Here is a 4,975-nt window from a genome sequence, read left to right on the forward strand (position 1 = left end):
ACTACCAGTATTGACCACAGGTTGTATATTTTGCTCAGCAGTCAAAACCACTAGCAAATTGTTAATCATTGCTGCTTTTGTTTCCTCGTCTAGCTGAATAATTTGGTTATCGTTCAGCCGCTTGATGGACATTTCCACCATGCTTAAGGCACCTTCGATAATTTCTTGACGAGCTGCTATAATTGCTTGTGCTTGCTGACGCCGTAGCATGACTTGGGCAATTTCTGGAGCGTAGGCTAAATAGGAAATACGACTATCAATCACCTCGACACCTGACACCTCTAAGCGAGCCTGTAATTCTTCCTTAAGAGCTGCTGCAATCTCTTCGGGGCTGCCTCTGAGTGACGCTAGGTTTTCTTGATTAGTATCGTAGGGATAACGACTGGCTAAACCACGGATAGCGGTCTCACTTTGGATGGCCACAAAATCTACATAGGAATTTACGTCAAAGGTGGCTTTGGCTGAGTCTACAACTCGCCAGACAACTACCGCAGCAATCTCAATGGGGTTGCCTTTCGCGTCATTTACCTTCAGCTTATCACTATTGAAATTACGCACTCGTAGAGAAACCAATTGCTTGGAGGCAAAAGGGTTAACCCACCAAAAACCAGAGGTACGGACACTGCCAACGTAGTTACCTAAAAACACTAGCACTCGGGCTTGGTTAGGCTGCACAGTCAAAAAGCCTTTTACGGCAACCAAGGCTACAATCACTAGACCAATACCAAATAAGTTGTTGGTATAGATCAATAAGTCGTTGATATTGGAAAACCCGACTAGACCTTTACCTAACCACACACCAAAACTAGCGATCGCAATAATCCCTACCAGAGCAGCAAAACCATTAACTTTAAAGGTAGGAATTTCCTGAATACGTTCCATTGTTATGTATCGTTCCTGTATTGCTCTGTGTTGTTGTATCTAATTGGCTGATAGGTCTATTTTGCTTGGTTTATCGGGGGTTTGACAGTACCCTTGCGGGTACTAATCACTAATTTGACGGTAAACCTGAATCATTTGTTGTGCGATCGCATTCCAACTATAGTGCTTTAAAGCATACTCCTGAGCCTTGACTCCCCGCAGTTGGCATTCATCTTTATTTTGAAGTGCTTCCCGTAACTGTCTAGTCAAAGCCTGAACCTCACAAGCACTCACCCATCCTGCTTCAGCATCTTTGACGTTTTCCCAAATATGGACCTGGTCAGAAATCACCACTGCTGTCCCAGCCACCATCGCTTCCGCTACCGCAATCCCAAAGTTTTCGTAGTAAGATGGCAGGACAAATACATCCGCATCCTTTAACAATGCTGCTTTCAAATCACCAGTCACGAAACCAGTAATGGTAGTATTTGATGATAGAGTTGAAGCCTTGATCTGGTCTATGATACTATTTTCATAACTTGGGTCTTGAGGATTAGTTCCCGCCAAGACAAAGTGAAACTGCAATCCCTCGTTTAATAGCTTTTCTAGAGCTGGGATAAGTAAATCCAATCCCTTCTTCGGGTCAATACGAGACATAAACAACACTAAGGGCTGGTCATGGGGAATCTTCAATTCAGTACGTGCTTGAGCTAGTTGTTGCTGAAGTTGTTGCTGGATTGGCGGCGTTACTCCTAAGGGAATCACGATATCAGGGGATGCTGTGCCAAAACGTTCCGAAATCTTAGCTTCCTGTTGACTCGTAAAGTGTATACCAGCTGCTCCAGCTAAATTCGGTTTCTCCCACAGTGCGGCATAGATGCGCTTTAGCTGTTGTTTCTTCCGCAAATCCGCTGGGTCAAGGGTACCTAAGGGACGCAATAGGTAGGGTAATCCCTGTTTTCGGGCGATGGTAGCCGCTGCTGTACTGACTGGGGAAAACAAGGCATGGATATGGGCAAGGTCAAATTCTGAGGCGTGTTGCCATAGCCAGCGTAATAAGCCCAGGGAAAATTTATAGCGGCGAAAGGGAGAGCAACGGAAGTATCTGATCTGATAGCCATCCTGTTGTACTGGTTTATCCAGGGGTACATCTAAAGGGGGTTGACCAGCATCCCCATTAGAGTTAGTAGTTAGTACTGTAATTTCTACTCCTTGAGATGCCAGAGCCTGAGATAGTCCCTTTACCATTTGACTCGGACCACCATATACCAGGGAAATCGACGGGACGATTTGTAAAATTCGCATGGGAGATTTATTGATACCAAGTTGCGTCAAAGATAGCACTATTCCTAATCAACCTTAGGAGCAATCACGACCTTACGCCATAATTGAGCAACATGGGCGATTACTCAGGGTGCATCTCAATGCATGCAAAAACACTCTTCGGCAATAGAATGCTCATATTATTTTATGACAATTACCCTTAATAAAAATCTCCACCATCTCCCTATCTCCCTATCTCCCCACACTTCCTTTAGTTATAAATTTACAACAAAAAGATTCACCCGATTAATCCCGTTATTGCACCAATTCATAATACTCTTCCATCTGTGCTAAAGCTGCTTTTGCTTCTTGGGGAAATTTATCAAATTTGGCAGTCTTTTTGAACATAACATGTTCAAATCGGGGAGGATTCCTGTAAGCATTCAGCCGTCAGCTGTCAGCTATCATGCTTATTTTATTCAAAAGCACCATTAGTAGCGTACGCTATGGGCAGAAACTGTTCGGTGTAGCGTGGCCACAAGCCTTTAGCACCTCAAGTAGCGCTAATCGCTGTTCGCTGATACGCGACACGCTGATAGCTTACGGATTCCTGTTCCCTATTCCGAAGTTAAACAGTTGTGACGGTTAACCTTCTTCAAGGTCACCAATATCCCGCTTCAGAGGTCGCTTGTAGGTAAAGGTGAAGGTATCGCCACTCTCAATGACCTGGTGCATTTCGCTATACATGGGATAGTCACCCACTCCACTGACACTTGCCCAGCCCCGCGCCCGAGTTAATGCCACAAATAGCTGGTTACGCAGACTGACATCACTCTCGTTTCTGGCAACATTATCAACACCGACCACATAAACCATATCCGCTTCATTACCCTTAGCACGGGGCACACGAGATATGGTTACTCCACCATCTTTCCAGAAGCGATCGCGATCAACGTGGGGCCATTGAGGCTTGAGTTCATTCAACTCTAATGCTGTGGGAATATAAATATCAATGTCTTGCTCCATCAACACAACAGCGACATGATTTTCTAATTCAATTGCTTCGGAACTAGAGCCTAAAACTAGCACTAAGATTTCTTTACTGGCTTTAAGGTCATCATCAACCAGATTATGCATAATTTTATCTGCCAAAGCACTCATTTCTTCCTGACGAGAGCCATAGGTTTCAAAGTCTAATACTGGTGCGCTCCACAATTCAGGAACTGGATTGGGGGAGTTTTCTTTTGGACGATGGAGGTGGATTTTTTGACCGGGAATAAAGTTACCTTTGACTTCATAACCAATTTTTTCCCAATCTTCCTTTCTGGTAATTCCAGTTAGCATTCCATCAGGACGTAGCAACCCCATTCCGAGCCCATGAGCAGCGGTGAGAATTGAGCCAGGAGTGCGGTAGCAGCGCCGCATAACTTCAGATTTTTTAATACCACCGGTGTATTGTGGTCCTTGTGACAAAAGTCGGCTGAGATTTTCACCCAACAGTTCTTTTGTGGTAGGAATTTTTAAGGTGTCTAGGCTTTGAGCTTCGTCATAAGCCCAGATTAAGCGCCGTTGTTCTGGCTGTTCTGGGTCAACGGGTCGTAAGGCTTGATAAGCTAGCCAATAAATGGCTTGTTTGCCCTGGTATTTTAAGTCATCTTCAGTAACTAAGTCTTGTCCTTCATCAATTAAAATGGCATCAAAGCAGGGTTCAATGTTGATTTCTTCCGATAGCCGTTTACAAAGTTCTGCCAAACCCCGATTGGGCTGTCTTTCCCGAGTATCCCGAGCCGATTTGGGTCTAGCGCCATTTAACTGGCAAATCGTGCTGTACAAACCAGGCTGATCCTTAGCACCCCAAGCATGAAGCACTCGCAGTTTGTGGTTAGTCTTGTGCTCATACTGGATATCGCCATTGCTAAAACGACGCAGCCATCGATCCACTAACCCAATCATCAATTCGTAGAGGGTGCGACTAAAAAACACTAACCCAATCGTCCAGTCTGGATGCTTCAAGTGCATATGAGCGGCTTTTTGGCATAGCAGCACTGTTTTGCCTGACCCCGCAATTCCCCGCAGCCGCTGAAACCCAGGAGGGATTTCTTTTCCAATGTGTTCCTGCTGAGAATCTAATTCGTAGAGTTGTTCCGAGTAAGCAGCTATTACACTAGCGCGAGTTTTGCCTTCGGTAGAGACTAGGGTACGCGGAGGTTTACGGAAAATTGGTGCTCCGCTGATCACGGATAAGAGTAACTTCCACTGCTGATCATCTATGTCTTCTCCTGGTATCACTGATTCAGTTTCTTGAATACACTCTAGCAAGCCAACTTTACCCAGTTGGTCCTGGAAGATAATGGGAGGACAGTCTGGGAGTTGATCAAAACCGTGGTGTTGCCATTGTTCTTGAGTAATTAAAGGAAGAGCAATCATCGCCCTACCGGTAACTTTGCGCCAAAGGGCTGGTTCGCGATCGCAAGAAGCCAGTATTGCTTTTAACTGATGTTCTGCTTCTTGGTAGGGATGTGCTTCAGTGGTGTCACAGTTTTGGAGTTGCCACTGATAACCATCAATAGTAATGATTTGATCAATGGTGACAGATTGGATTTCAATTACTACTAGACCAAGGTCTTGATCAGTAATAAAAATATCAGGCTCTTTAGAGATTTCCCCTACTTTAGAAAAAATAGGATAGCGCCAGTAGCCAATACAATTGCGTTCTGAAAAAGCACTGCGAGTGGCATCCCACACTCTTTGTTTTCCTGTTTCTTCACTTTCTGTGATCGGTTCAGTGGTAATAAATTTGCGACCCTGATCTGTATCGATAACCGACATTTGGGCTAATTTCCTTTAGTAA

The 4,975-nt window shown here is 44.6% G+C and carries 3 protein-coding genes; all 3 read right to left on the bottom strand.

Annotated features, from left to right (window positions below):
* Window positions 1-882: SPFH domain-containing protein (locus F6K38_RS34845; RefSeq protein ID WP_287359681.1), on the bottom strand; the 882-nt coding region annotated here is incomplete at its 3' end.
* 102 nt (window positions 883-984) lie between these two features.
* Window positions 985-2,166 carry a hormogonium polysaccharide biosynthesis glycosyltransferase HpsP gene (hpsP, locus tag F6K38_RS34850; protein WP_287251640.1) on the bottom strand — a complete coding sequence of 394 codons (1,182 nt, stop codon included), beginning with the start codon at window positions 2,164-2,166 and terminating at the stop codon, window positions 985-987.
* Window positions 2,167-2,769: 603 nt separating this feature from the next.
* Window positions 2,770-4,953 (bottom strand): DEAD/DEAH box helicase, encoded by a 2,184-nt coding sequence (locus tag F6K38_RS34855; protein WP_287359683.1) that lies wholly within the window; start codon window positions 4,951-4,953, stop codon window positions 2,770-2,772.
* Window positions 4,954-4,975 lie beyond the last annotated feature (22 nt).

The sequence above is a fragment of the Moorena sp. SIO3B2 genome, from assembly GCF_010692525.1.
GTDB classification, from domain to species: domain Bacteria; phylum Cyanobacteriota; class Cyanobacteriia; order Cyanobacteriales; family Coleofasciculaceae; genus Moorena; species Moorena producens.